At 42.6% G+C, this 505-nt stretch carries 2 protein-coding genes; both read right to left on the bottom strand.

Going from position 1 to position 505, the window contains the following annotated elements; genetic code table 11:
• On the bottom strand, positions 1–205 hold a 205-nt coding region (locus EK386_RS20800), incomplete at its 3' end, for a 50S ribosomal protein L19 (RefSeq protein WP_126660873.1).
• Positions 206–230: 25 nt separating this feature from the next.
• Positions 231–505: RNA methyltransferase (locus EK386_RS20805; RefSeq protein ID WP_500683802.1), on the bottom strand; the 275-nt coding region annotated here is incomplete at its 5' end.

The following is a 505-nucleotide window of genomic DNA, read 5'->3' on the forward strand; positions in this document are numbered from 1 at the left end:
CTACGCCGTTTGATACTTTACGTAGAGTGAATGCAGAATGCAAGCCACGGTTACGAATTGCAATAACCACGCCTTCGAACGCTTGCAAACGTCTTTTACTACCTTCTACTACCCATACCTTAACTTCTAATGTGTCACCCGGACGGAAGCTAGGTACGTTTTGTTTTAACTGTTCTTGTTCGATTTGTTTGATGATGTTACTCATTTTAAAAACCTTCTAAATCCTAGAATTAACTGATTTTGTGTTGTTTCTTAATTTTAGCCAACAACACGCGTTGTTCGTCAGTCAGAGCTAGGCTATCCAATAGCTCAGGGCGTCTTAACCACGTACGTTCAAGCGATTGTTCTAATCGCCATTTACGAATATTTTCGTGATGACCCGACATCAGCACTTCGGGAACAGGAATACCGTCTAACATTTCCGGGCGAGTGTAATGCGGACAATCCAATAAACCTGTCGCAAATGAATCTTCATCTGCAGAGGCCTGTTTACCTAACACTCCGG

This window comes from Lysinibacillus antri (assembly GCF_003977595.1).
In the GTDB taxonomy this organism is placed as follows: Bacteria; Bacillota; Bacilli; order Bacillales_A; family Planococcaceae; genus Ureibacillus; species Ureibacillus antri.